The organism is Heliomarina baculiformis (assembly GCF_019966545.1).
GTDB classification, from domain to species: domain Bacteria; phylum Pseudomonadota; class Alphaproteobacteria; order Rhodobacterales; family Rhodobacteraceae; genus Heliomarina; species Heliomarina baculiformis.
Map to the genome: position 1 here is coordinate 42470 of NZ_JAIMIC010000004.1, position 25622 is coordinate 68091.

The following is a 25622-nucleotide window of genomic DNA, read 5'->3' on the forward strand; positions in this document are numbered from 1 at the left end:
CATGGGCCGCATCATCGACATCAGCACCAATTTCAAACCGCATACCGAGCTGAAACTTTATGACGTGCTAGGCATCGACAAGGAAAACGCCAAGGCCATCGACCCCGAGGCCTACATCGCCGAGATGGACCAAAACGGCGTTTCGATGACGGGTATCATCTCGAACACGGTGCAGAACGGCGTCAAGGGCGAGCTGCTGATGACCCACGCGGATGAGGTCTATCCGGTGCTGCAGAAATACCCCGACCGGTTCTTCGGCTGGGTCGGGATCAACCCGCTCGGCGGGATGGAGACGCTGCGCTACATCGAATACGCGGTCAAGGAGCTTGGCTTCAAAGGCGTCCACGTCTACCCGCACTGGTTCGGCGTACCGATCAATGACCGCACCTACTGGCCGATCTATGCGAAATGCTGCGAGCTCGACGTGCCGATCACACTTCAGGTGGGCCGCCAGTCGCCCCGCTCCGGCGGTAAACTCTGCGCGCGGCCCGAATGGATCGAGGATGCGGCTTTCGATTTCCCGGAACTGACCCTGATCGGTCTCCACATCGGCGTGCCTTACGACTTTGAAATGACAAGCGCCGCCATGTGTCACGAAAACGTCTACATCATCGCTGACGCTCATCCGCCCAGCACATGGACCCAGCACTTCATCGACTACTGCGCCGGTCGCGGCTTTGCCACGATGGATGGCGACAAAAAGGTGATGTGGGGCACGGACTGGCCGGTGCAGACCATCACCCAGTCGCTCAAAGAGTTGCGCAAGCTGGATATTCCGCCTGCCGCAATGGAAAACCTGATGGGCGAAACCGCCATCAAGGTTCTCAAGCTCGACGTACCGGCAGCCTGAACAGGCACGCGCTTCCGGCCCCCACGGGGGCCGGATCAAGACTAGGATCTGGGAGACATATTAATGGTAAACGATGTCGTCACGCCGCTCTATCACCAGATCACCCTGATCCTGCGCCAGCGGATCGAGGCGGGCTTTTACGGGGCAGGGGGCCGCATCCCGTCCGAGCTTGAACTTGCCGGGGAATTCAACGTCTCGCGCATCACCGTTTCCCGCGCGATCAACGATCTGGCGCAAGCCGGACTGGTCGAACGGCGCCGCGGTGCCGGCACGCGGGTCATCGGCAGCGCCCTGAACCGCCCTGTCGTGGCCGGGATCGGCGACCTGCTGCAAAGCCTCAACGACATGGGCAGCCGTACCCAGGTCAAGGTGCTCGAATACGGCTTTGTCTCCCCCGCGCCCGATGTGCAGGCCGCGCTCGACATTGCCGCCGACACAAAGGTGCAGCGCGCCGTCCGGGTGCGGAGCTTCAAGGACGAACCCTTTTCCTATCTCACCTCTTTCCTGCCCGAAGAGATCGGCGCGCAATTCGACGAAAAGGCGATGGGCCGTCATTCCATGATGGAGCTTTTGCGCATGGCCGGTGTCCGCGTCGGGAGTGCCGAGCAAAGCTTTTCCGCCGCGCTCGCCGATCCCCAGACCAGCGCCGCGCTGGATGTCGTCGTCGGCACGCCGCTTCTCGCGATCAACCGCGTCGTGCGTGACGACGCCGACCGCCCGGTCGAATACCTGCGCATCCTCTATCGCACCGACCGCTACCAGTACCGCATGACAATGGATGGCGAGGCCGAAGGTGCCGCGCAATCCTGGTCCACGACCGAAAATTGACCCGGGCCGCGCCCCGGAACAGCACGACCGGGCCAACCCGCGCCCGCCAAGACAAAGGAACCTCACATGTCGGCTTCCCTCGCTGAAACCGCCCTGCTGATCGTCGATCTGCAAAACGACTTCATCCACCCCGATGGTGCCTATGGCCGCGCCGGTCAGTCGAGCGCAGACATCGCCGCGCTCCCCGAGCGTATCGCGCCGCTTGCCAAGGCGCTGCGCGCCGCCGGTGGCTCGGTCGTTTCAACCCAATTCACCCTTGTTCCCGGCCGCCATGGCGAGCCGCTCATCGCGCCGCATCTCAAGAAATTGCGCCCCTTCCTCGGCGCGGGCGATTTTGAACCGGGCAGCTGGGGCAACGCCCTTGTCGACACCCTGCAACCGGCGGATTTCGCGGTGGAAAAGGTCGCCTATTCGGCCTTTTACATGTCGCGGCTCGAACTGGTGCTGAACCGCGCCGGTCTCAAACGGCTGATCGTCTGCGGCATCGTCACCAATGGCGGAGTAGCGGCCACGCTTCGCGACGCCCATGTGCGCGATTTCGAAACGATTCTGCTCAGCGATGGCTGCGGCGCGTTCAAGCGCGAAACCCATGACGTAACCATTGCCTCCCTTTCCACCGTCAGCCCCGTGAAGACCTGCGCCGAAGCGCTCGACATGGTGGAAAGCGAGGCCGGTGCTTGACAATTGTATGAATGACATATCAATATAACATTTAAGACAAGCAAGGTACCAAATGACCGCTCCCGCCACCCTCACCGAAAAGATCATGGCCCGCGCCGCCGGCAAGGATCGCGTCAGCGCCGGAGAGATCGTCACGGTGGACGTCGATCTTGCGATGATCCACGATTCCGGTGGACCGCGCCGGGTGAAACCGATGCTCGAACAGCTCGGGGCAACGGTCTGGGACCCGGAAAAGGTCGTGGTCGTTTCCGATCACTTCGTGCCAGCCGTCGATGTGGAAAGCGCGCAAATCCTTGATCTGACGCGCAAATGGGCGCGCGAAACCCAAGTGCGCCGGTTCTTTGACATGAAGGGCATCTGCCATGTCGTCCTGCCGGAAAACGGGCTGATCCAGCCCGGTATGATGGCGGTCGGCGGCGACAGCCATTCCTGCACCGGCGGCGCATGGGGCGCGGTCATGGTCGGCATCGGCGCGACCGACATGCTCGGCGTCCTCGTCACGGGCGAAATCTGGCTGCGTGTGCCTTCGACCGTGCGCTATTCCTGCACCGGGAGCCTGCCGCCCGGCGTCAGCGCAAAGGACATCATGCTGCACCTCTGCGCCACAGTTGATCCGGTTTCGATGAACTACCGGGTTGCGGAATATGCCGGCCCGGCGGTCGAGGCGATGGAAATGTCCGAACGCATGACGCTCTGCAACATGTCCGCCGAACTCGGGGCCAAGACCGGGATCATTGCCCCCGATTCCACCACCCATGAATGGCTGGAACGGGTCGGCGCTGGTGTCGGAGAGCGCGAGCTGCAAGGCGACCCTGACGCCGAGATCGAAAGCGAAGTGGTGATCGATACGCCCAACCTCGCCCCGCAGGTGGCCGCGCCGCATTCCCCTGCGAACACCCATGATGTCACCGACAGTATCGGCACGCGGGTATCGCAGGCCTATATCGGAGCCTGCACCGGGGCCAAGTTGAACGACCTTCACATGGCCGCGCGCGTGCTCAAGGGTCGCAAGGTCGCCGACGACGTGCGCTTGCTGCTCGCCCCAGCCTCCACCAAGATCACCGCCGAGGCAACCCGCGACGGCACTCTCGAAATCCTGACCGAGGCGGGGGCGATCCTTTTGCCTTCGGGCTGCGGCGCCTGCGCCGGTATGGGTGCGGGCATCCTTGCCGATGGCGAGGTTTGCATCGCCTCGACCTCGCGCAACTTTCAGGGCCGCATGGGCTCGGCCAATGCCGAAGTCTGGCTCGCCTCGCCCTATACGGTGGCCGCTGCCGCCGTCGCCGGAGAAATCGCAGACCCACGGGACATGCTGACATGAAGATCGACGGCAAAACCCACGCCTTCGGCGACAAGATCGACACCGACCTGCTGTCGCCCGGCGCCTATATGAAGGGCCCGATCAACGAGATGGCGAAACACTGTCTCGAAGCGGTCGACCCCGATTTCACCAACCGCGCCGAACCGGGCGACATCGTGACCGCCGGTTTCGAATTCGGCACCGGATCGTCGCGCGAACAGGCCGCAAGCTGCCTGATCCTGAACGGCATCGGCTGCGTTCTGGCCCGGTCCTTCGCGCGGATCTTCTATCGCAATGCGCTGAACCTTGGCCTGCCGGTCATGGTCTGCCCCACTGCCCATGAAATCGCCCCCGGCACCCGGCTGACTGTCGATCCGCTGGCCGGCACAGCCACCGAAGAAGGCGGCCGCGTCCACTACTGCGAACCGATCCCGGAACGGCTGATGGACATGGTCGCCGCCGGTGGCCTTATCCCCTATCTAGAAAAGACGAGGATTACATGAACCTGCGCGAACGGCTGCAACAGCCGGAAATCCTCGTGGCTCCGGGGTGTTATGACGGGCTGTCGGCCATGCTGATCGAGCAGGCCGGGTTCGAGGCGGCCTATGTCTCGGGCGCTTCGGTCTCCTACACCCGCTTTGGCCTCCCCGATATCGGCCTCGTCGGCATGTCGGAAATGGCCGATACGGTGCGCGCGCTGTCGCAACGTATCACCCTGCCGCTGATCGTCGACGGTGACACCGGTTTCGGGAACGCGCTCAACGTCCAGCGCACCGTGCATGCCTATGGCGATGCCGGGGCCTCGGCGATCCAGCTCGAAGACCAGACATTCCCGAAACGCTGCGGGCATCTTGATAGCAAGACGCTGATCTCGACCGATGCGATGGCAGGCAAGATACGCGCCGCCGTCGATGCGCGCCGGGACGAAAACATGCTGGTGATCGCCCGCACCGACGCGGTCGCGGTCGAAGGTCTCTCTGCCGCGCTCGACCGGGCCGAGGCCTATGTCGAAGCCGGGGCAGACATGCTCTTTGTCGAAGCCCCGCCAACAACCGACGCCCTGCGCGAAGTGGGCGAGAAACTGGGGAGCCGCATCCCGCTCATGGCCAATATGGTCGAAGGCGGCAAGACACCGCTCTCCTCGGCCGCCGATCTTCAGGCCCTGGGCTATTCGATGGTGATCTTCCCCGGCGCCTTCGTGCGCGCGCTGGCGTGGATGGGGCAGGAATTCTTCAAATCCCTGCGCGACAACGGCACCACCCGGCCTTTCGCCGACCGGATGCACGATTTCAACTCGCTGAACGATGTGCTTGGCACGCCCGGTTTCATCGCGCGCGGCCACAGCTATGACGAATAGGATCTACGCATGAGCGATATGGACCCGATCACGCTGGCGGTTCTCAAGGGCCGCCTCGAACAGATCGCCGACGAGATGGACGCCACCCTGTTCCGCTCGGCCTTCAACCCGATCATCGCCGAGGCACATGACGCCAGCCACGGTCTCTACCATGCCGAAACCGGCGAGACCCTCATCCAGGGCAAATCCGGCCTGCCGATCTTTGTCGGCGCGATGGCCTATGCCACCAAGGCCGTCATCGACAAGGCCCGCGAAGACGGCAACCTGTCGGACGGCGACGTATATATCTTCAACGATCCTTATGACGGCGGCACGCACTTGTCGGATTTCAAGCTGATCCGCCCCTATTTCCGCGACGGAGAGCTGTTCTGTTGGATCGCCTCGGTCGGTCACTGGCATGACGTGGGCGGTAACGTGCCCGGCAACTACAACCCCGTCGCCACCGAGAGCTTCCAGGAGGGGATGCTGATCCCGCCGGTCAAGCTCTACTCGGGCGGCAAGCTGAACCCCGATATCGTGACCATCCTCAGCGCCAACAGCCGCCTGCCGCGCAGCGTCTATGGCGACATGAATGGGCAGGTGAACGCGCTGCAACTGGGCATCCGCCGCCTCGACGCGCTGCTTGATGAATACTCAGGACCCACGGTGCAGCAGGCGCTCACCACCCTGCGCGACCGTGGCGCGGTGCTGATGCGCGCCCGGATCGCGGGCCTGCCAGATGGCACGTGGAGCGCGACCGATTACCTCGACAACGACGGCATAACCGACGAGCAGATGCAAATCACGCTCAAGGTCACGGTCAAGGACGAGGAACTGACCCTCGATTTCACCGGCACCTCCGCGCAATGCATGGGCCCGCTCAACATCTCGCGCTCGACGGCCGAGGCCGCCTGTTACGTGGCGCTGAAACATGTCTTCCCAGACGTTCCCGCCAATGGCGGCGTGCTCGAACCGGTGCAGATCGACCTGCCCGAGGAAAGCCTGCTCTGCGCCAAGGCCCCGCGCCCCGTCGGCGGCTATACGGAAACCATCCTGCGCCTGATCGACGTTGTGTTTCAGTGCTTTGCGCAGGCCACGCCGGAAATCGCACCGGCCCCCGCCTATGGTACGATCAACGCGCTCTCGATCTCGGGGCATAACCCCGGCGGTCAGCGCTGGGTCATGTTCTCCTTCTTCGGCGGTGGTCACGGCGGCCATAGCGACGGCGACGGTCTGAACCACGGCAACGCGCCGATCTCCACCGCGACCATCCCGCCGCTGGAAATCCTCGAATCCGCCTACCCGGTGAAATTCACCCAATGGGCGCTGCGCCCCAATTCCGGCGGCGAGGGAGAATATCGTGGCGGTCTCGGCGCGATCTATGAAATCGAGCTGCTGGCCGATGACGCGCAGGCGTTCCTGTTTGGCGAACGCGGCCGCACCCCGCCCCCGGGCGTCAACGGCGGCGGCGCAGCCCTGCGCAACCGCTTCACCTTCCCCGACGGGCAGGGCGGCTGGGCCGAACCGCCGATGACTTCCAAGATGACCGGGCTGAAACTCACCAAAGGCCAGCGGGTCCGCTTAGAGACGCCCGGCGGCGGCGGCTGGGGCGACCCAGGCAAACGCGCGCCCGCCCTGACCGAGCAGGATCAGCGGCTGGGCTATGTCGAGACGAAAGATAAGGCGTAACAATCATGACGGATAAATCGACCGTAATCGGCGTCGATGTCGGCGGCACGTTCACCGATCTCTTTTTCCTCGACGAATCCACCGGTGCCATCGACGTGGTCAAGGTGCCTTCGACCCGCGGCCGCGAGGCTGACGGTTTCCTCGACGGGCTGTCGCGCAACAACACAAAACTGGCCGAGGTCGGCACGATCGTGCACGGCACCACGGTCGGCACCAATGCGCTTCTTGAACGCAAGGGCGCGAAGTGCGGGCTCATCACCAGCGAAGGTTTCCGCGACGTGCTCGAAATGCGGCGCCGCGACCGCCCCGCCACATGGGGGCTGCGCGGCGAATATACGCCCGTGATCCCGCGCGACATGCGCATGGAGGTGCCCGAACGCATCCTCGCTGATGGCACCATCGACACCCCGCTCGATCACGACGCGCTCCGCGCCGCCGCGCAAACCCTGCTCGATCAGGGGGCCGAGGCGGTCGTCGTGGCCTTTGTGAACGCCTATGCGAATACCGCGCATGAGGAAGAGGCGTTGAAGGTATTAGCCGAAATCTGGCCGAACGAACACCTGACCGCCGCCACGCGCCTGCTTCCGGAAATCCGCGAGTTTGAACGGACCTCCACCGCCGCGCTGAACGGCTATCTGCAACCGGTCGTGGCCTCCTATCTCGACCGACTCAACACCCGCCTGGGCGAAGAGGGCTTTGGCGGCGATCTCCTGATCGTGCAGTCGAACGGCGGCGTGATGACCGTGGACACGGCGCGTCAGCTGCCCGTGCGCACCGCGCTCTCCGGCCCTGCCGCCGGGGTGATTGCCTCGGCCGAAATCGCTGCTGCCGCTGGCTTTGAAAACGTGATTACCTGCGACATGGGCGGTACGTCCTTTGACGTCTCCCTGATCGCGGGCGGCGAAACCCACCTCGCCGCGCAGACCTCCATTGACTTTGGCATGGTGGTGCGCTCGCCGATGATCGAGATCTCGACCATCGGCGCGGGTGGCGGTTCCATCGCCTGGGTCGACGATGCGGGTATCCTTCAGATCGGTCCTGAAAGCGCGGGCTCGATCCCCGGCCCGGTTGCTTATGGGCAGGGTAATGACCGTCCCACCGTGACTGACGCCAACGTGGTACTGGGCCGGATCAACGCCGACCGCCCCATCGGCGGCAAGCTCGACCGGCTGGATGTCGAGGCCGCCAAGGCCGCAATCCTGAAACATGTCGGCGAACCGCTCGGCCTCGATGCAATCGAAGCTGCCGCCGCGATCCTCAAGGTCGCCAATGCGCGGCTTGCCGGTGCTCTGCGTCTCGTCTCCATCGAACGCGGCTATGACCCGCGCGATTTCTCGGCACTGCCCTTCGGCGGCGGCGGCGCGCTGCATGCGGGCGCTCTGATCGGCGAGGTTGGTCTGAAAAGCGCTCTTGTCCCGCGTTATCCCGGTGTCGCCTCGGCGCTGGGCTGTGTGATCGCCGACATGCGCCATGATCAGGTGCGCACGGTCAACGGTATCCTCGGCGCGCTCGATACAGACGCGCTCGCCGCACAGGCCCGCGCCATAGGCGACGAAGGTCTTGCCCTGCTCGGCGATGGCGGCATCAGCTTTACCGGGCGCGATCTGCTGGTCGAACTCGACATGTCCTATCTCGGCCAGACCCACACGGTCGCCGTTCCCGTCGCGCTTGACGCGCTGTCGGACCGTGACCAGATCAAGGCCGCCTTCGAGGCGACCTATGACACCGCCTTTGGCAGCCACCTCGAAAACGTCGCGATCCGGGTGCTGAACCTGCGGGTCTCGGCCATCGGGCGGCGGCCGAAATTCGATCTCCGGGTGCTGGCCCCCACGACCGACACCAAACCCGAAGACGCCATCGCCTCGCGCCGCCAGATGTATGCCGACGGCGGCTGGCATGACACGCCGGTCTATGACCGGCTCGCGCTCGCCGTCGGCAGCGTTGTCGCCGGGCCCGCCATCCTCGAACAACTCGATACGACCATCATCGTCGAGTTGGGGCAGACCGCCCGCGTGGATGATTTCGGCAATATCGTTCTGGCCGCAGACTAGGCCACGCAAACGAAGGGCCGGAAAATATCCGGCCCTTCATATTAATCAAAAAGAATACTATGCGCCTCCGAGCGCCGCCGTCTCTTGTATTCAGAGCGGGCGGAGTCATGGCTAAGCCCCACATCCTGCCGAAGATGATCGGGCAGGATCTGGTAGTCCCTGTTGCGTCGGCGTCCAACCGGGCTAAAGCGGTTACGCTCCTTGCGGACCTGATCAACACCGCGGCTGGCGGGAAGGCGAATGATGCTGGGCATTTCAATGATTGCCCGAAAGAAACTATCAGTAAACATTTAATGAATTCCTCGAATAAAAGGGTACTGGTCAATTTGAATAGGTGGTCTGAATAAATATTCATGGCGCCGAACGGGTGTTGAAATTTCCGTTCATCCGGTCATGGCAAGGGCCATCACATGTTTGGCCTTGGGCTTCCCGCAGCGCCGCGACGCGGGTGCTACACCCTGTTTCCAGGCCGTCCTAGTCAGGAATTCCACCAGCGAAACAGCCATCGGATCGGACATGGCAACAAGCTGCTGCTCCACTACCGGACGTGTCTCTTCGACGGTCGTTCCCAACGGACGGATATGCAGCAGGTGGCGGTATCCAAGCGATTTGAGAAAGGTCTCGCAGGTGGCATTGGCCCCGACGACACACAACTCGCCGCCCGTCTGTTGCAGCAGCTTTCCGGCGACGATGATGCCTCGGCACCCGGCGCGGGTCAGTCCCTGCAGGCCGGTCAGATCCAGCGTGATATGTTGCCAGCCCGCCCGGACCTGCTCGACAAGCGTGTCGAACAAAAGGCCGGACGAACTGGAGTTTATCTTGCCCTCAATCGTAACAAACAACTGATCATCATGGGCGATACTTGTTACATGCACAGCTAAAGTCCTTTCGATAATGGATATGACTTGGTCGCCGGAATGGCGGTCTTGGTTCAAAAAAATGTTCAAATTAAATTATTGTTGTGGGCATTGGTGTTACCCGTCGCAGTCCGCCATAGCCGACCAGCTCCGGCATCTTTTCCAACCGAAGGGTCGGCGCCGCGTCCAGAAGGGCGGCCAGCCCCTCTTCCATTTCGATCCGGGCCAGCATCTCGCCGATGCAGCGATGCGGGCCGCGCCCGAACACCATGTGCAATTTCGGGTGGTCGTTCCGGCGGATATCGAACCGGGTCGGATCGCGATAGATTGCCGGGTCGCGCATCGCTGACATGGTCGACAGCCGCAGCATGGACCCGGTAGGCAGAACCGAGTCCCCGATGGTCACCGGGACCGAGGCGAAACGCGGAATCGACCCGACCGCCGGTTCATACCGCAGCGACTCGTTGACCGCGCCGGGGATCAGTGCGGGATCGGCCCGCACCTCTGACCAGTCCCCGCTCTCAAGCAGCAGTGCCACCAGCATCGCGAACCCCGACCGTGTCGTATCGCTGGCCGCGACGATCATCCCGAGCACCTGAAAGATCAGGCTCTCAAAGTTCAGCTTCGGCTCTTCCTGCCAGTTCGATACAAGCATCGACAGCAGATCCTCGCGCGGACGGGTCAAACGCGCTTTCAACTGGTCATCGACATAGTCGAACAGTTCGCCCGTCGCATTCTCGATCCTGTCATGCAGATGATGCGGATAGACAGGATCGACCGCTTGCGAAATGTCATAGACGCAGCGCGTGAAATACCGGGTATCGACACGCGGCAGGCCAAGGATCGCCGCGATCATATGCGCCGGCACCAGCGAGGCCATGTGTTCGACAAAATCGAATGTCTCGCCCCGGGGGAGATCGGCCACGATCCTGTTCGCCACGTCACGCACGATCGGCCGCGATTGCTGCATCAGCCGATGGCCAAAGCTGCGCGCGAACATGCCACGTTTCTGGCGATGCACCTCGCCGTTCGACAGCAGGAAGAAATCGCGCAGCAGCCGGGCGGTAAAACCCTCGGGCACCCTTTTCATCTCGACATAATCCGGACCCGGGCATTGCAGGATCGACGGATCGCCCAGCAGGGAAACAACATCCTCTCCGCGCAGCACAAGATACTGGCGCGGTGCCGTCTGAACCGCCGCATGGTCTTTCCGCAATCCAGCCAATACGCCATGCGGATCACCGCCGAAGATGTCAGTGTCGATTTGCACGGGGGCACGGGGGCTCGGGGTAACTTGTTCGGTCATGGCGCGGGCTTTCGATCGACTGTCTTGTTCCCCGATGCTTCGGGATACCGCCCTTTTTCGCGCCTTCTCGTTGTGACAAGCGTGGTAACGAGTGTTGTATTCGTACTCTTTTGCCGTGGTTTCCGCATTCTTGCTCTCGCACAGGCAGCAGAATTGACCTAGGGGAAGGCGCGGAACGACTCACCTCAAGGCCGCATTCCCTGGCTCGGTTGGAGAGCACAGAATTTGTGCTGCCGGACCGCCTTGAAACCGAAAACGAACTCAAACGGCATGGCTTTCCTCCATGGCCGAGTGAAACTGTCAGGGGTAATCGATATGGTTTTTAGCAGACCGGGTTCTCCGACCTGCGGCGACAAGATGATCGACGGAATTGAAATAACGCTTCTGGGTGAGCTGAAGGTGGTGCGGGACGGGCAGGAGATGGCTCTGCCGTCGTCGCGCAAGGCGCGCGCGCTTCTTGCCTTTCTGATTACCACCCAACGTCCCCACCGTCGCGAGCGGCTGTGCGAGCTGTTCTGGGATCTGCCCGACGACCCAAAGGCGGCGTTGCGCTGGTCGCTCAGCAAGCTGCGCAAGGTGGTCGACAGCGCCGGTCACCCCCGGATCATCGCCGACCGGGAAAGGGTCTCTATCGATACCTCCGGTATGGATGTCGATGTCCACCGACTGAGCGCCCGGATGCGCGACTCGCAGTGCGCCATCCCGCTTGCCGATCTCGAAACCATGGCACGCCAGCTCAACGCGGTCTTTCTCGACGGACTCGACAGCGCCGGGGACGAGGCATTTACCTCGTGGCTGATCGCAGAGCGTGAAGATATGCTGGCCCTTCAGGCCAATGTGCTTCGGCAGCTTGCCACCCATCCCGAAGCAGGGATTTCCGCCCGCAAATGGCTCCGCCTCTGGCACGAGATCGACCCCGAAGGCGCCGAGAATTACGAGGCCGGGCAGGGTGATACGGATACGCCCGCGCCACTGGCCCGCGCTCCGGAACCCCCCGAGACCAAGGCCCTGCGAACCCAGCGGATCGGCTTTTGCAACGTACCGGACGGGACGAAAATCGCCTTTGCGACATTGGGCGAGGGTCCGCCCCTGCTCAAGGCCGCGAACTGGCTGACCCACCTGGAATTCGACTGGGGCACCCCGATCTGGGGCATGTGTTTCGGCGAACTGGCCCGCTCGCGTAGTTTCATCCGTTATGATGAACGCGGCTGCGGCCTCTCGGACTGGGAGGTCGAAGATCTCAGCTTTGACGCCTTTGTCGAAGATCTCGAGACCGTCGCCGACAAGCTGTCACTTGAGCGCTTTCCGCTGCTCGGAATCTCGCAGGGGGCCGCCGTCTGTATCGAATACGCGGTGCGCCATCCTGAACGGGTTTCGGGCCTTATCCTTGTCGGCGGCTACGCGGCCGGCTGGCGCCATCTTTCCAGCCCCGAGGAACAGGCCCGCCGAGAGGCAGTGCGCAGCCTGACCGAGGTCGGCTGGGGGACGGATAACCCCGCCTACCGACACATCTTTTCGCAGACCTTCATGCCTGACGCCCACCCCGAGGATCTCGCATGGTTCGACGACTTTCAGCGTCGCACCACCTCGGCGGAAAATGCCGCGCGGTTCCAAGATGCCTTTGGCTATATCGACGTGCGTCACCAGCTCTCCAAGGTGCAGGCCCCGACCATCGTGTTGCACTCGCGCCACGACCAGCGCATCCCCTACGAGGTCGGCCGCGCCATGGCCTCGGACATTCCCGACGCCCGCTTTGTCACGCTGGAAAGCCGCAATCATGTGCTTGTGGACTATGAACCGGCCTGGGGGGTCTGCATGAACGCGATCCAGGATTTCCTTGTGGAGCAAGGTATTTAGGGACAGTACAAAACCCCGAAAACACGCATTCGGGGAAAAAATGCCGCGCGGCAGATATGCAAGTTGACTCACCCTTCCGTCGCGGAAAGACTGCGCGCGGATACGGCGGCGCGTCAATTTTTCCGCCTTATCAAGCCTTTTTAAGACCGCGGGAGGACTGTTGGTATGTCGGATCTGTCTTTGGTGCAGCTCAAATTTCTGGCCACCTACCTGCACGTGGTACCTAATCCAAAGATTTTCAAAGGCAAGAAAAAGAAGGAAATCGATTACAACAACCGGGTCACGGCCGAATACGAGGCCTATCTCGAAAAGAAGGCCGAGGCCGATGCTCTTCTGGCAGAAATCGCCGCCAGCCTCGAGACTTCCCGCCAGCTTCAGCGCAGCTCTCCCAAGGACGGGCTGACCGACGCGGCCAAGCTGTTCTTCGACCGGGTCTCGCGGGCGGGCAAGGAATATGACGCCTATAACCGCGAATGCGTGCAGATCAACGTGACCGTGGTCAGCGCCGATGCGAACAACCCGGGTTTTGTCACCGGACGCAACGCGCTCGATGTCCTGATTTTCAATCTGAACCAGCTGAAAAAACGTGTGCCCGACACCCCGCCCAGCTTGCAAAGCGGCGCGGTCGGCGTGCTTTTTACCCGCAAGCGCGACATCGGCGCGCTGTCGCAGTTCAAAAGCGCGGGCATGCTGAATGACAAGGTGGTCAAGATGCCTCTGCCCGATGATGGCGAGGACCAGAAACGCATCAACCTCCTTAAGCAGCATGGCGATGCCTGCAAGTCCGCGATGACCCAGCTTGACGACCTGCTGACCGAAGCCAAAAAGCCGGAAAACGCGGGCAACAGCGCGACGTATGTGGACCGCTCCGATGCCATCGTGTCCGATCTGCGTAACGATCTGGGCGATATCGAAAAAGACCTGCTCGCGGTCATTGGCGGGAGCGCCCGCGAAAAGCTGTCCGAACTCGTCACCGGCAATGACGACATCGCCAAGCGCGAGGTCGAGCGTCTCAACATCATCACCGACAGCACCGCCCGGCTCGACACGCTGCTCACCGCGCTCAAGGTCAAGGTGGACGAACTGAAAGACGCGCATGCAAACGCCGAGACCCCCTCGGCCAAGCGCAAGGCCGCCAAGGAATACCGTGAAGTCAAAGAGCGGATGGAGCAGCTCGAAACCCGCAAGAGCCAGCTGAAGGCCTACGAAGACCAGCTTGTTCTGCGCACCGCCAAGATCGACGAGGCCCGAAGCGAGCTTCTGGTATGGTCCGACGATCCCGCGCAGGCCATGCAGGACAACATGCCAAACCCGCTGACAGACCTGTCGCGCGACCCGAGCGAGATTCTGATCCTTGGTGGCAAGGACAAGAATGACCCCACCAAGATGCTGCCGGGCCAGATCGACAACCTGCGCGCGCAATACGACAACGAACGCCATCGCCTGCGCCTCGACGCCAAGCTGTTCCCGAATGAAACCGATCTTACCTATCTGAACGAAACCCAGCATGTGACGCTCAAGGCGATGCTCGACGAGGCCGAGAAATTCGCCCGCGCCGGGGCACTGGACAAGGCGCAATATGCGATCGACCGCACCGTCGCGCTGCATGCCAAGATTGACAATGCCGCCCGCTCCGCGCTGCCCGAACCCGTCGCCAAGGTCCCCTCGGACGAGGAAAAGATCGCGCGGCGTCTCACCGAGCTATCCGTGAAACTCGACCGTTTCTGGGGGCAGGGCGGCGATGCGGACAACGCGCTGCGCACGCTGCTGAACCGGGTGCAGGGAGTTTATGACAAGGAACTGGCCAAGGACGCGCCGCTGCGCGATTTCACCCGTATCGGCGAAGCGGTCGATGCCTATGAAAAGAAACTGAACGCAGAGATTTCCGCCTTCAACCCGCAGGTCGGCGACATGCTCACACGGGACAAGGCCAAGGATACCCGCAACAAGCTGATCGGCGGTCTGCTCGACGTCTATAACACCAAGGAACTGCAGGAATCCCAGCTCGATTCCGTCCCCGAGGACAAGCTGCTGATCCTCGAAAAGGACGGCACGACCCATTACTACGAAATCCAGACCAAGCATGATGGCACTGTGGACCGGCGCGGCGACCACAAGATCCCACGCGAGGCGATGGAAAACCTGCTGCAACAGGCCAACATGCTGGAAATGCTAGCAAACAGTTCGGCGCCCGATTGCGTCGAGGCAATCAACGATGCAACCGCCAAGGCCGAGGCCGATTTCGCCGCAATCTCGGCGGGCAGCGAGGACTACGAGCACGTCAGAAAGACGGTCATCAAATGCGATACGCTGATCGCCGACAAGCTTTTCGCCACGTGGATTCCCGACGGTTTCTTTGATACCCGCACCAAGTTCGACAGTTTCAAGGACAGCTACAAACGCGATCTTCTGCCCGCCGAGGCAAAGCGCCGGGTTGATATTTTCCACACCGATCTGACCAATCACAAAACCAGCGCGGAAAAGCTCAAGAAGGACTTTGAAGAGGTCGAGAAGCTCGTAGAACAAGTGGAATCGACCCTGCGCAACGGCCGCCGGGGCGACAAGCCGAACCTCGTCCAGAAACTTCAGGAAATCGTCGACGGCGCACCCGGCTCGCTTCAGGGGACCTATGTTGCCGCGCCGGGGGATACGGCCGAACTTGCCCCGCTGATCGCGGAGATGAAGACCAACCTCGACAAGATCTCGCCCGCGCTGAAAAAGGACGGGCTCGAAGGTCTGTTCAAGGACCGCATCAAGACCGCCCGTGCCAAGCTGGAAACCAAATCCGGCACCGGGATCGAAGGCGCACGCGCCGATGTGACCAAGATCAAGCAGGATATGCAGGACAAGCTGACCGAACTGGGCAAGCTCGACAGCAAGGAAGCCATCAAGAAACTCGCCGCTTTCCTCAAGAGCGAAGGCGCGGGACAGGACAAGATCACCACCGCCAAGACAGCTGTCGAGACCGACACCAAGGCAATCGACGACGATCTGGACAAGGTGAAAAAGATCCTCAAGGACAGCAAGCGCACGCTGGCCACCTATGAAGAATACATGGATGTGGAAAAGGCGCTGAAATCCCAGCTCGACGTACTGAAAAAGAACAAGGATCCCGTCGATGCCGCCGACCAGCTCCGCCAGCTCAAGGTGCAGGCCGCCCAGCTTAAGGAAGAGGTAAGCAACCTTAGCAATATCGCGGCCGGCAAGGGCGAAGGGGTCGATTTCGCCAAGTGGGAAAGCGCGCTGAAATCGAAATTTGCCGATGTCAGCAAAGAGGCCGCCGCCGTCGCGGCCGAAATCCGCAAAAAGGCGGCCGAGACTACGGTCGAACCCCAAGACGGGATGGATCAGACTGAGGCCGACCGCCAGACGACCGAAATACGCGACGCCGCCGAGGCCGCCGCCAAGACGCTCGATCTCATCACCACGGGCAATTTCGACCAGATCCTGACGCTCGACACCAGCCTCCCGCAAGAGGCCACCAATGCTCTGCGGATCACGGATGATGCCGCCGCCCGCAAGGCGGCGCTGGCCACGGTACGCGAAAAGGCGCTCGCTGAAATCAGGCGTATCCGCCAGCAGATAGACAGCCACCCCGCGCTGGGCGTCTATCGCAACAATCCCTTCTCCATCAAGAGCTGGGCTCCCTTCCTTGGGGCGATGCACAGCTTTGACGTGATGGTCCTGACGAAACTCAAGCCGGTCTGATCGACCCGGGCGACAACCAGTTAAGCGAGGAAAACAGATGGCTTTGAGTGAACAGCAGATCGAATGGGTAGGTTGGGTCGCAGGCAAGAAGATCGACGCAAATACCGTATCCGCACAGGCGGTACAGGACGAGAAAAAGCAGGCGATCCTGAACGACACGATCCGCAAAGCGCTGGGCGACCTGCATGACGACATCGACGAGGCGCAAAAGATTGTCATCCAGCAACAGGACGATCCCAACGCGGTCAAGGCGCTCTGGCGCAAGATCGCGGGCACCAGCAACACGCAGGATCTGATCTGGCGGGCCACTGACGAGGATACGAACAAGAGCATCCTGTCGAAATACGAACTCCGCGCCGATGTCGAGGTCGATACGGTCGACGATATCGACGACTCCGTCCTGAACATCGACCCGGGCCAGCTGAAAAAGCTACACGACAGCTTTACCCAGATCCTGAACCTTCAGAAATCCATGCAGATGCAACTGGATGAAAACGGCGAACGGCTTTTCTCTGACGAGGAGATCCGCAACGAACTCTGGACGCCGATGGTCCGCTCGGGGCTGATCCCCGACAACATGGTGCCCGACGATTTCTCGGAACATGCGATTGCCTTCAAGGGTGCGCAAAAACTCTATGCCGACCGGATCGACGCCTATAGCAAGACTCACACCAAGACCCAGGACGCCTGGGCCTTTGGCCTGCGCATCGCCAAGGAAACCGTAACCGTGACCGGCGCTATCGTCTCCGGGTCTTTTACCATGGCCAATTCCGTCGAAGTCGCTGGCAAGCAACAGGAAATGAACGATCTCAAGCTGGAAAAAGAACAGCTGCTCAAGGCGGATCCCAACGCCGATACCTCGGCGCTCCAGACCCAGATCGACGCCAAGGACCAGCAGGTCCGTGAATTGCAGAACATCCCTAAATACATCGACGCGGGCACCGCGCTGTTGAACGGCGGTATCTCCCTCGTCGAACTTGGGGTCGAACACCACTACGCTCCCAAGGATCAGGACAACTGGACAAAATGGACCAAGACAGTAGGCAAGGGGCTGGAAATCGCGCAGGGCATGGCGATTTCGGCTGCCTCCACCTCGATCCTCGCCGGTTCCAGCGATAACGGCAAGTCCGAGGCTGGTCTGATCACCTGCGTCACCTGTTCGCTTCAGGCCGGATTCACCGCCGCGCGTCTGGTGCCGGCGGTACACGCGATCTGGAAAGAACCGGACGAGGCCAAACGCGCCCTGATGATTGCGAAGGCGGTCGGGGACCTTGCCACCTGCGTTGCCAGCTCTATTACCGCCGCGGCCTCGCAGATCAACACGGTCGACAAGAACGCCAGCGAAGAGGAGCAGAAAGCTCAGAAACAGGCCGACACGGATGCCAAGGCCGAATTCGCGCAGCTTGCCAGCGCGTTGAAACTGGCGATTTCGCAGGCGGGTAACGGTGTTGCGATCTACGAGGCAGTCAAGCGCGGCGACATGAAAACAGTCGGGATGCTGCTTGGCGGCATGGCCGTCGCCACCGTCTTTGGTACCACCTCAGAGGTCATCTATGACGCGGTCCGCGAAGACGTGGACAGCCTCGAAGGCGCTCGCCGCGCAAGCGAGGAGGCCCCGGTCGTCGGCTCCCATACGGAAACCACCGGCAGCAATCAGGAGTCGGGTCAGGACAAGGGATCTGCGGCCGCGCTCGAGGCGCTGCAGAAATCCATCGGCTCCACCGAAGGCGTCGCTATCGGCCAGATGAAGGCCAAGGTCCCGCCGATGAGCGAGGAAAGCCAGAAACTGCTGGAAAGCATGATCAGCACCGAGGTCGAAGGCGCGCAGCAGAAACAGGCCGAGGAAGAGCTTGAAAAGGCAATGGACCCCGAAGTCATCAAGGCGATGATGGAGGATATCGACGGCGCGATGGGCGATTTCGAGGCCCAGTATTCCAAGGCCTTCCCCGATCCGGGCCTGACCGACCGTACTCCCGAAGAGGTGATCGAGGCACAGGCCGCAATCGACCGGGCGATGGCCAACACGGCCGCGCTCCGGGCCAAGGTCGCGCTGATCAACAGCCTGTCGGGCGGCGCGGCTGGTGTTATCTCTGCCCTCGTGCCAGGGGCAAGCGCCGCCGCATCCGCGCAGGCGCTCGCCCGTGACATCTATCTCCTCGTTAAATGTGTCGAGGTTCACAACACATGGTGCGACAGCATGGATGTGGCGATGGCCGGGCAGGGCGGGGCGGCGGCGGCGATCCATAATGCCGTGCGCAATGCCCGCATCCATCTTTCGCAGGCAGCGATTGTCGCGATTCTCTCGGCACTCAAGGCCTCTGCCGAAGTGGCCAAGATGTTCGACCCGACCGGGACAGCCGCCGGTGTGTCTGCCGGTGCCAGCATGGCCTCGGCCGTGGTGAACTACGGCTACAAGATGCAGAAAGAGGCCGACATCAAGAACGGCTGGAAGGTCTATAAAGAGGCCCGTTCCAATCCCGGCAACCGCAAAAAGGCCCGCAAGGCGCTGCGGCTGAACTCGACTCTGGCCAAGTGCTGCATCGCCTATGGTGCGGCCATGATGAACGATACCGCCGCGAAACAGGCGATCAAGGCAACCGGTCTGACCGTCGCCGCGATCCAGAACGACCAGGACATCTGCGTCCGTCTCGTCGCCTATCTCGAAAACGAACTCGCCGACGATCCGGTGGTCATGGCCGTCGAATACAAGAAAGACAACAAATGGGCTCCCGGCGATCCGGCGCTCGATCTCTCCGTCTGGACCAGCTTCAAGGCCGCTGCCGCCAAGTCAGCCCAGCCGCCGCTCGCCGAAGGCAGCCTTGCAACCCCGGCTATCGACCGGCTGCTCGGGGTAATTGCGCAGAACCCCGGCTGGGATGACACCTCGGCCTTCAAGGCTGCCCGCGAAAAAGCCGCGAGCGACGATCCTCAGGATGATAACGCGCCGGTGCCGCAGATCCCGGACGATGTGCAGCGGATTCTCGACAAGCAGCTCGAGATCAACGATTACCTCGACCGCCTTGGAGAGGCCTTTGCCGCCTACCAGCCGATGGCGGCCACGGGCAGCTCGGCGCACAAGCCGATGGCCGACGCCGCCGCGATCTTTGCCACGATGGCGCGCGCCGGGGCGAGGGTTACGAGCGACAATATCAAGGTGATTCGCAGCTATCCCGCGTTGGTCGCCTGAGCGTAATCCCCTCGGGCGGTGCCCATCCGATGCACGGGGGGTGTACAGGGGGTGTACAGCAGGTGCCCCCCGTTTTCGGCGGGTCATTGCTGTTTAGGAATGCCGCCGCAGGGGCATGATGCCCCGCCTGCCGCAAGGTTCGCATTGCTTTCCGGAAGCCTATTCAATAGACGTGGCTGGCTGCAATACGGTTAAATAACAGCACGTTAGATGGTACGTATCCGGCTTGCGGCCCCAGCCCGCACGCCAAGGAAATCCCAAATTAACCGACGCGCGATAGACCCTCCGCGCGCCGAAATCTGCGTCTCACTTTTCCGAGTTCGCCCAGTCCCAGTACATCTCGCGCACTTTTCGTGTGATCGGTCCGATCTGGTACTGGCGATCGTCAAAGGCGCTGACCGGCGTGACCTTGTTCATGTTGCCGGAAAGGAAAACCTCGTCCGCCGTGTCGAAATCTTCGAATGTCAGCACGGTTTCATGCACCACCATCCCCTCGGCCCGCATGTTCGACATATGCCGCGCACGGGTGATCCCGGCCAGAAATGTGCCATTCGCAATCGGAGTGAAAACCTCTCCATCCCGCGCCATGAAGACATTGGCCGTGGCGGTTTCCGCGACATTGCCCATCGCATCGGCCACCAGCGCGTTGCTGAACCCCTTGCGCCGCGCTTCGGCCAGCATCCGGGCGTTGTTCGGGTAAAGGCAGCCCGCCTTTGCATTGACCACCGCGTCCTCTTGCACAGGGCGGCGGAACCGGGTCCGGGTCAGGGTGGCACTGGCGGTCTCGGGGGCCATCGGGATCTCTTCGAGGCAGAGCGCAAAGCCCGTTTCGCCCTGCGGGATGATCGCGGTCTCGTCCCCGTCGATGCCCCAGTACATCGGGCGGATATAGACAGCGCTGCCCTTGTCATAGGCGGCAAGACCCTCGTGGGTGATCGCCATCATCTCCTCGACCGAGACACTCGGGGTCAGCATCAGCGCCTCGGCTGAGCGGTTCACCCGCGCGCAATGGGGTTCAAGATCGGGGGTCAGCCCATTGACGTAACGCGCGCCGTCAAAGACCGAAGAGCCAAGCCAGGCGCCATGATCCGCCGCGCGCATGATCGGCGCGTTCCCGTCATGCCATGTGCCGTTGAAATAGGTGCGGATGTTCTTGCCGGTGGCCATCTTGCTCTCTCCCGTCTGCTTTGGCCGGACTGTACGGGCGAAGCGGGGGCAAGGTCCAGAGCGCGGGGCCAGACCGATGGCGCAAAAAGAAAGAGCCCCGAAAACGGGGCTCTTTCAGAAATTCTTGTCTGATCGGAAAGATCAGGCGGCTTTGCGACGACGACGTGCAGCTGCCAGACCGCCCAGACCGGTGATCAGCATCAGGCCAGCGGCCGGAACCGGGACCGGAGTGGTCGTGGTCGAGGAGAACGATACGAGAGTTTGACCGTTCTGCGTGGTGAACTGCATGAAGCCAGCACCGTCTTCCAGCACACCATCGGTGTCCGAGATGGTGCCAACAGCGGTGAAAGCGTTTTCAGCCGTGTCGATGGCAAAGGAGGTTGCCGTGAAGACAAAGTTTGCCACTTCCCAGATCACGCCGGGTGCATCGAAGTCGATGTCAAACAGCGAAACCGACTGGCCAAGGGTCAGGCCAGCAAAGGACTCGGTGCCGATTACGACGAAACCCGGGTCGTTCAGGTCGACGTCTGCAACGCCAGCATCGCCGGCCATGAAGTCAGAGTTGTCGAGGTTCACGGTGCCGCCGATATCGATTTGGCCCGAAATAGTCGCTGCGGATGCCGCGAGGGGCGCCGCAACGGCGAAAGCTGTGGCGAGGCCCAGCATTTTAATTTTTTCGATCATATCTATTTTCCCATTTCCTTGTTACCCGACCTACCAGATACAACACAGCGCAGATCGTCGTACTCTGTTAACAAATTAGGCAGGGGCGCTTCAACGATTTTATCGCAAAAAACCGCCTATTCGCCAAGATTTTGCCACTTTTCCTGCAATACAACGGTGGCTAACACGTTTAAATTGTTTCTAAATACTGTGAACAACTCTTTGCTTTGCGTTATAATTGACGAAATAGAAACAAACGTGGCGTAAACTCCGGATTTTCCCGGTTTTTGGACAGGTGATTCTCTCCGCCCAAATGTGGCGAAAACCTGAAATGTGGCGAAATTTTGGCTACTTATGGTTGTGTAATGCAACGCAAGCGGGTGGCCGCGCGTGGTCGAAACCACCGCGTTAACCAGTTAAAAGCTTTCGGTTTGACAGGACGATACGGTCGTGCGTCAGGCGCCGACCATACCCACGATGTCATAGGTTTTCTGCAGGATCGGGCTGGCAATCGCCCGCGCCCGCTCGGCCCCCTGGGCAAGGATGCGGTCGATCTCGGACTGGTCGTCCATCAGCCGCGACATCTCGGTCGTGATCGGCGAAAGCCGCGCCACGGCCAGTTCCGCCAGCATCGGTTTGAAGGTGCCGAACTGCATCCCGCCAACCTCGGCCAGCACCTGATCGACGCTCTGATCGGACAGGCCCGCATAGATGTTCACGAGGTTGCGCGCATCCGGGCGGTTCTCCAGCCCCGCTGCCTCGGAGGGCAGCACCTCGGGGTCGGTCTTGGCCTTGCGGATCTTCTTGGCGATGGTGTCCGCATCGTCGGTCAGGTTGATCCGGCTGGCGTCCGACGGGTCCGATTTGCTCATCTTCTTGGTGCCGTCGCGGAGGGACATGACCCGCGTCGCAGCGCCTTCGATGACCGGCTCGGTGATCGGGAAGAAGTCCACCTCATAGTCATGGTTGAACTTGGTGGCGATGTCGCGGGTCAGCTCGATATGCTGTTTCTGGTCCTCGCCGACCGGCACATGGGTCGCGTGGTAGATCAGGATGTCCGCTGCCATCAGCGCGGGGTAGGCGAACAGCCCAAGCGAGGCCGCCTCGGCATTCTTGCCCGCCTTGTCTTTCCACTGGGTCATGCGGCCCATCCAGCCCATCCGCGCGACACAGTTGAAGATCCACGCAAGCTGAGCATGCTCCGGCACTTGGCTCTGGTTGATGAGGATGGATTTCGTCGGGTCGATCCCGGCGGCGATGAAACCGGCGCAAAGCTCACGCGTCTGACGCTTGAGATCCGCCGGGGATTGCCAGACCGTGATTGCGTGCAGATCGACCATGCAATAAACCGTCTCGGCGCTGCCTGCGTTCTGGGTATCGACGAACCGCTTGAGCGCGCCCAGATAATTGCCCAGATGCAGGTTGCCCGATGGCTGGATCCCGGAGAAAACCCGTGGCGTAAAGGTCGTTTCGCTCATGTCTTTGACACTCCCGGCTGGAAAACTCGGCCTGCCTCGCTTACCCATGCACCAAAGCGGCGTCAAGAAGCCGGACAGGAGCCTTACCCATGACCCCATCCAATCCCAACAATGCGGTCAATCCGCTGCCACCGGTCGTGGTTGCGCTGTTCCTCATCCTTCTGGCAATCGAGCTGTATTTTCAGGCCGGGAGCAACGGGCTGGCCGGCGGACCCTCGGCCGTTGGCTGGCGGCTGACCGCGCTGCAACGCTATGGGTTCTCGGGCGAAATCCTGCGCTGGATGTGGGACACCGGACAATGGCCTGCGGAACACCTGATCCGCTTTATCAGCTACCCCTTCATCCATGTGAGTTTCACGCAGACGATCTTTGCCGGGGTCATGATGCTGGCGATGGGCAAGATGGTCGCCGAAGTCTTTGGCCCCGTTGCCTTTCTCGCGGTCTATTTCATTTCGGCCATCGTCGGCGCGCTGGCCTATGCCGTGCTGACCGACGGGGCGCTGCCGCTGATCGGGTCGTTTCCGCCGGTTTACGGGCTAATCGGGGCCTTTACATGGCTGCTCTGGCGCAAGATGTCGCTGGTCGGGGAAAACCAGTTCCGGGCCTTTACGCTGATCGGGTTTCTGATGGGAATCCAGTTGATCTTCGCCCTGGTCTTCGAGGTTTCCAAGGATTGGGTCGCCGATCTGGCGGGCTTTGCCACGGGCTTCATGCTGTCCTTCCTGCTGGTGCCCGGCGGCTGGGCAAAGATCCTCGCGAAACTGCGGCAGGAAAAGTAAAACCGCCGCATTCCAGGAGGAAGCGGCGGCGAACTGATTAACTTGAGCGTATGATAACTCGAGGGGTACTAAACTATTGGTATCCGAGCCAGATCAGGCCAGTCCGATAAAGGACAAAATGGCCAGAACTACGACGACAAGCCCGACGATATAGATGATGGAACGCATGTAATCTCTCCTTTTGGGGCCGGGCAGGTGTGTCGCCGCAGCCATGATTTGACCACTAACGCCCGCGTGATCAAAAAGGTTCCAGCGCATTAGCGTCTTGTAAGCGTTCGCTTGAAATCCGAGAGTTTCACGCCGCCAATTGCCTGTGCGATGGCAAAGAACAGGATGATGCCAAACACCACCAGCCCCGCCAGCGCGAGATAGCGCCAGCCAGCGGCGAACAGATAGGGTTCCAGCAGTTCGGCCCCGCCCCAAAGCGCCGCGCCCATCAGCGCGGCAGCAAGGCAGATCCGCCAGAGCCGCGTGTGAAACCGTGCGTCGAACCGCGCCACGTCACCCATGTCTCGCGCGCCTCGCATCAGGAGCACAACCATCGCCCAGCCCGCCAGCGTCGTGGCAATGGCAGGCGCCAGCCAGCCGACAACCGGCGCCAGCCCAAGAGCTGCCACCGCGTTTATCACCATAGAAACAACGGCATAGCGAAAAGGCGAGCGGGTATCTTCGCGCGCGAAATAGAGCGGTTGCAGGATCTTTTGCAGAACGAAAGCGGGAAGGCCCAGACCATAGATCGCAACCGCGCTGGCAATGGCGACGCTGTCCGCATAGGTCGCCTCGCCCCGCTGGAACAGGACCGACACGAGCGGCAGCGGGATCACAATCAGCGCCACGGCCGAGGGGATGGTGAGCGCCAGCGACACTTCGGCAGCCCGGCTGAGCGCGGCCCGCCCGCCGGCATCGTCCTTGGCGGCAAGGCGGCGGGAAAGGTCGGGCAAAAGCACCACGCCGATGGCAATGCCCACCACGCCCAGTGGCAGCTGGTAGAGCCTGTCCGCCGCATACAGCCAGCCCACGGCCCGGTCGAAATAGCTGGCCACCTGTTGTCCGACGAGCAGGTTCACTTGCACGACGCCCCCGGCCAGCGCGGCTGGCACGGCGACCCGCACCAGCCGTCCCAGCTCGGGCGAGAGGCGCGGCCGGCGCAGGCGCAGCGGAAAACCGGCGCGGCGGGCGGCGACCCAGACCAGCACCATCTGCGCGACGCCCGCGACGGGAATACCCCAGATCAGGGCGCGGGCCACATCGGCCCCGGCCCATGCGGTCAGGGCCATGGCGGTGATGAGGATGACATTCAGCAGCACCGGCGCGGCGGCAGCGGCAGCGAAGCGCCCGGTGGCGTTCAGCACGCCCGAGAGCAGCGCGGCGATCGAGACGAACAGGATGTAGGGAAAGGTGATCCGCGCGAATTCCACCGACAGATCAAAGGTTTCCTCTCCGGCAAAGCCGCTGGCCAGCGCAAGGATCAGCCAAGGCATCGCTGCTTGGGCGATCAGCGTCAGTACGATCAGAACGCTGGCTAGACCGGCCAGGGCCTGCTCTGCGAAATCCTGCGCGTCGCCGCCCGACTCCAGCCGCTTGGAGAACATCGGCACAAAGGCCATGTTGAACGCGCCCTCGGCAAAGAAGCGGCGGAACATGTTGGGCAGGCGAAAGGCCACCACATAGGCCTCATAGAGCGGTCCCGTGCCCAGAAAGGCAAGGATCATCGCATCGCGCACAAAGCCGAGGATACGGCTGAGCAGGGTCCAGACGCCGACGGTCAGAAAGCCGGACATCAAGCGGATCGGTTTCATGGTTTGCCTGTAGAAAAGGGCGCCCCTTGCGGAGTCTGTTCGGGCCAGATTACCGGCTTTCCGGACTCAGGGAAAGCCGGTCTCTC

Annotated in this window: 19 protein-coding genes; 12 read left to right on the forward strand and 7 right to left on the reverse strand. The window is 61.7% G+C overall.

Annotated features, from left to right (window positions below; all coding sequences use genetic code 11):
- Position 1: 1 nt before the first annotated feature.
- The 8 genes from MF268_RS10110 (at position 2) to MF268_RS10145 (ending at position 8735) form a co-directional block, all read left to right on the forward strand.
- Positions 2–850, forward strand: a complete 849-nt coding sequence (locus MF268_RS10110; RefSeq protein WP_238370750.1) for an amidohydrolase family protein — start codon at positions 2–4, stop codon at positions 848–850.
- Between the two features lie 63 nt (positions 851–913).
- A complete protein-coding gene (locus MF268_RS10115) occupies positions 914–1678 on the forward strand; it encodes a GntR family transcriptional regulator (RefSeq protein WP_238370751.1) in 765 nt (254 codons plus the stop codon).
- A gap of 66 nt (positions 1679–1744) precedes the next feature.
- Positions 1745–2359 (forward strand): cysteine hydrolase family protein, encoded by a 615-nt coding sequence (locus tag MF268_RS10120; protein ID WP_238370752.1) that lies wholly within the window; start codon positions 1745–1747, stop codon positions 2357–2359.
- A 52-nt stretch (positions 2360–2411) separates the two neighbouring features.
- Positions 2412–3680: a 3-isopropylmalate dehydratase large subunit gene (locus tag MF268_RS10125; protein ID WP_238370753.1), complete on the forward strand. Its 1269-nt coding sequence runs from the start codon at positions 2412–2414 to the stop codon at positions 3678–3680.
- Positions 3677–4162 (forward strand): LeuD/DmdB family oxidoreductase small subunit, encoded by a 486-nt coding sequence (locus tag MF268_RS10130; RefSeq protein ID WP_238370754.1) that lies wholly within the window; start codon positions 3677–3679, stop codon positions 4160–4162. Before MF268_RS10125 ends, MF268_RS10130 begins: the two co-directional genes overlap by 4 nt.
- The gene (locus tag MF268_RS10135; protein ID WP_238370755.1) at positions 4159–5016 is read left to right on the forward strand and encodes an isocitrate lyase/PEP mutase family protein; all 858 of its coding nucleotides are present in this window, start codon (positions 4159–4161) and stop codon (positions 5014–5016) included. The genes MF268_RS10130 and MF268_RS10135 overlap by 4 nt, the downstream gene beginning before the upstream one ends.
- A 9-nt stretch (positions 5017–5025) precedes the next feature.
- Positions 5026–6684 carry a hydantoinase B/oxoprolinase family protein gene (locus tag MF268_RS10140; RefSeq protein WP_238370756.1) on the forward strand — a complete coding sequence of 553 codons (1659 nt, stop codon included), beginning with the start codon at positions 5026–5028 and terminating at the stop codon, positions 6682–6684.
- A gap of 5 nt (positions 6685–6689) precedes the next feature.
- Positions 6690–8735 (forward strand): hydantoinase/oxoprolinase family protein, encoded by a 2046-nt coding sequence (locus MF268_RS10145; RefSeq protein WP_238370757.1) that lies wholly within the window; start codon positions 6690–6692, stop codon positions 8733–8735.
- A gap of 41 nt (positions 8736–8776) precedes the next feature.
- On the opposite strand, the gene MF268_RS10150 is transcribed toward MF268_RS10145, so the two are convergent.
- The 3 genes from MF268_RS10150 to MF268_RS10160 form a co-directional block, all read right to left on the reverse strand.
- A complete protein-coding gene (locus tag MF268_RS10150; protein ID WP_238370758.1) occupies positions 8777–9025 on the reverse strand; it encodes a hypothetical protein in 249 nt (82 codons plus the stop codon).
- Positions 9026–9118: 93 nt separating this feature from the next.
- Positions 9119–9610: an STAS domain-containing protein gene (locus tag MF268_RS10155; RefSeq protein ID WP_238370759.1), complete on the reverse strand. Its 492-nt coding sequence runs from the start codon at positions 9608–9610 to the stop codon at positions 9119–9121.
- A gap of 73 nt (positions 9611–9683) precedes the next feature.
- Positions 9684–10898, reverse strand: a complete 1215-nt coding sequence (locus MF268_RS10160) for a cytochrome P450 (protein WP_238370760.1) — start codon at positions 10896–10898, stop codon at positions 9684–9686.
- A 315-nt stretch (positions 10899–11213) separates the two neighbouring features.
- Here MF268_RS10160 and MF268_RS10165 point away from each other — a divergent pair, with 315 nt between their 5' ends.
- The 3 genes from MF268_RS10165 to MF268_RS10175 all read left to right on the forward strand — a co-directional run bounded on the left by MF268_RS10165 (position 11214) and on the right by MF268_RS10175 (position 19650).
- Positions 11214–12755: a bifunctional AfsR/SARP family transcriptional regulator/alpha/beta hydrolase gene (locus tag MF268_RS10165; RefSeq protein ID WP_238370761.1), complete on the forward strand. Its 1542-nt coding sequence runs from the start codon at positions 11214–11216 to the stop codon at positions 12753–12755.
- A gap of 165 nt (positions 12756–12920) precedes the next feature.
- Positions 12921–16463, forward strand: coding sequence for a coiled-coil domain-containing protein (locus MF268_RS10170; protein ID WP_238370762.1), 3543 nt, complete (start codon positions 12921–12923; stop codon positions 16461–16463).
- Positions 16464–16500: 37 nt separating this feature from the next.
- Entirely contained in the window at positions 16501–19650 is a 3150-nt protein-coding gene (locus MF268_RS10175; RefSeq protein WP_238370763.1) for a hypothetical protein, read from the forward strand.
- A gap of 306 nt (positions 19651–19956) precedes the next feature.
- Here the strand turns inward: MF268_RS10175 and MF268_RS10180 are convergent, their stop codons facing one another.
- From MF268_RS10180 to trpS, 3 genes are all read right to left on the reverse strand, one after another.
- A complete protein-coding gene (locus MF268_RS10180) occupies positions 19957–20817 on the reverse strand; it encodes a branched-chain amino acid aminotransferase (protein ID WP_238370764.1) in 861 nt (286 codons plus the stop codon).
- Positions 20818–20958: 141 nt separating this feature from the next.
- Entirely contained in the window at positions 20959–21501 is a 543-nt protein-coding gene (locus tag MF268_RS10185) for a VPLPA-CTERM sorting domain-containing protein (protein WP_238370765.1), read from the reverse strand.
- 434 nt (positions 21502–21935) lie between these two features.
- Positions 21936–22958, reverse strand: coding sequence for a tryptophan--tRNA ligase (trpS, locus tag MF268_RS10190; RefSeq protein ID WP_238370766.1), 1023 nt, complete (start codon positions 22956–22958; stop codon positions 21936–21938).
- A gap of 89 nt (positions 22959–23047) precedes the next feature.
- Between trpS and MF268_RS10195 the strand changes: the two genes are divergently transcribed.
- Positions 23048–23737, forward strand: coding sequence for a rhomboid family intramembrane serine protease (locus tag MF268_RS10195; RefSeq protein ID WP_238370767.1), 690 nt, complete (start codon positions 23048–23050; stop codon positions 23735–23737).
- 257 nt (positions 23738–23994) lie between these two features.
- Here MF268_RS10195 and murJ read toward each other — a convergent pair whose 3' ends face one another.
- Entirely contained in the window at positions 23995–25536 is a 1542-nt protein-coding gene (murJ, locus tag MF268_RS10200) for a murein biosynthesis integral membrane protein MurJ (protein ID WP_238370768.1), read from the reverse strand.
- Positions 25537–25622 lie beyond the last annotated feature (86 nt).

Coding starts and splice junctions, on each gene's coding strand:
- MF268_RS10110 (WP_238370750.1), top strand. CDS start 2: ATGGGCCGCATCATCGACATCAGCACCAATTTCAAACCGCATACCGAG.
- MF268_RS10115 (WP_238370751.1), top strand. CDS start 914: ATGGTAAACGATGTCGTCACGCCGCTCTATCACCAGATCACCCTGATC.
- MF268_RS10120 (WP_238370752.1), top strand. CDS start 1,745: ATGTCGGCTTCCCTCGCTGAAACCGCCCTGCTGATCGTCGATCTGCAA.
- MF268_RS10125 (WP_238370753.1), top strand. CDS start 2,412: ATGACCGCTCCCGCCACCCTCACCGAAAAGATCATGGCCCGCGCCGCC.
- MF268_RS10130 (WP_238370754.1), top strand. CDS start 3,677: ATGAAGATCGACGGCAAAACCCACGCCTTCGGCGACAAGATCGACACC.
- MF268_RS10135 (WP_238370755.1), top strand. CDS start 4,159: ATGAACCTGCGCGAACGGCTGCAACAGCCGGAAATCCTCGTGGCTCCG.
- MF268_RS10140 (WP_238370756.1), top strand. CDS start 5,026: ATGAGCGATATGGACCCGATCACGCTGGCGGTTCTCAAGGGCCGCCTC.
- MF268_RS10145 (WP_238370757.1), top strand. CDS start 6,690: ATGACGGATAAATCGACCGTAATCGGCGTCGATGTCGGCGGCACGTTC.
- MF268_RS10150 (WP_238370758.1), bottom strand. CDS start 9,025: ATGTTTACTGATAGTTTCTTTCGGGCAATCATTGAAATGCCCAGCATC.
- MF268_RS10160 (WP_238370760.1), bottom strand. CDS start 10,898: ATGACCGAACAAGTTACCCCGAGCCCCCGTGCCCCCGTGCAAATCGAC.
- MF268_RS10165 (WP_238370761.1), top strand. CDS start 11,214: ATGGTTTTTAGCAGACCGGGTTCTCCGACCTGCGGCGACAAGATGATC.
- MF268_RS10170 (WP_238370762.1), top strand. CDS start 12,921: ATGTCGGATCTGTCTTTGGTGCAGCTCAAATTTCTGGCCACCTACCTG.
- MF268_RS10175 (WP_238370763.1), top strand. CDS start 16,501: ATGGCTTTGAGTGAACAGCAGATCGAATGGGTAGGTTGGGTCGCAGGC.
- MF268_RS10180 (WP_238370764.1), bottom strand. CDS start 20,817: ATGGCCACCGGCAAGAACATCCGCACCTATTTCAACGGCACATGGCAT.
- MF268_RS10185 (WP_238370765.1), bottom strand. CDS start 21,501: ATGATCGAAAAAATTAAAATGCTGGGCCTCGCCACAGCTTTCGCCGTT.
- trpS (WP_238370766.1), bottom strand. CDS start 22,958: ATGAGCGAAACGACCTTTACGCCACGGGTTTTCTCCGGGATCCAGCCA.
- MF268_RS10195 (WP_238370767.1), top strand. CDS start 23,048: ATGACCCCATCCAATCCCAACAATGCGGTCAATCCGCTGCCACCGGTC.
- murJ (WP_238370768.1), bottom strand. CDS start 25,536: ATGAAACCGATCCGCTTGATGTCCGGCTTTCTGACCGTCGGCGTCTGG.